This is a genomic window from Pseudomonas brassicacearum (assembly GCF_003732265.1).
In the GTDB taxonomy this organism is placed as follows: domain Bacteria; phylum Pseudomonadota; class Gammaproteobacteria; order Pseudomonadales; family Pseudomonadaceae; genus Aquipseudomonas; species Aquipseudomonas brassicacearum_D.
The window spans coordinates 1-522 of sequence record NZ_MOBK01000167.1; the positions used below are offsets into that span (position 1 = coordinate 1).

The 522-nt window shown below is 58.4% G+C and carries 1 protein-coding gene; it reads left to right on the forward strand.

Translation table 11 applies throughout. The features are described 5' to 3' along the window. On the forward strand, positions 1–522 hold a 522-nt coding region (locus tag BK660_RS30620; protein WP_148057500.1), incomplete at both ends, for a CaiB/BaiF CoA transferase family protein.

A 522-nucleotide genomic window follows, 5' to 3' on the forward strand; every position in this document is an offset into this window, starting at 1 on the left:
TTGCTGGATGTGCAGGTTGCGTGTCTGGCTAACCAGGCGATGAACTACCTGACGACGGGCAATGCCCCGAAGCGCCTGGGCAATGCGCATCCGAACATCGTGCCTTATCAGGACTTTCCTACGGCTGATGGTGATTTCATTCTTACCGTCGGTAATGACGGGCAGTTCCGCAAGTTTGCTGAAGTGGCAGGGCAGCCGCAGTGGGCGGACGATCCGCGCTTTACTACTAATAAGCTGCGGGTGGCCAATCGGGCGGTGTTGATTCCGCTGATTCGTCAGGCGACGGTGTTCAAGACAACTGGCGAATGGGTCGCTGAACTGGAGCAAGCGGGTGTCCCTTGTGGGCCGATCAACGATCTGTCGCAGGTGTTTGAGGATCCGCAGGTAAAAGCGCGTGGCCTGGCGATAGAGTTGCCGCATGCGTTGGCTGGGATGGTGCCCCAAGTGGCTAGCCCGATTCGCCTGTCGCAGACACCGGTTGAATATCGCCGGGCGCCTCCTTTATTGGGTGAGCATACGCTG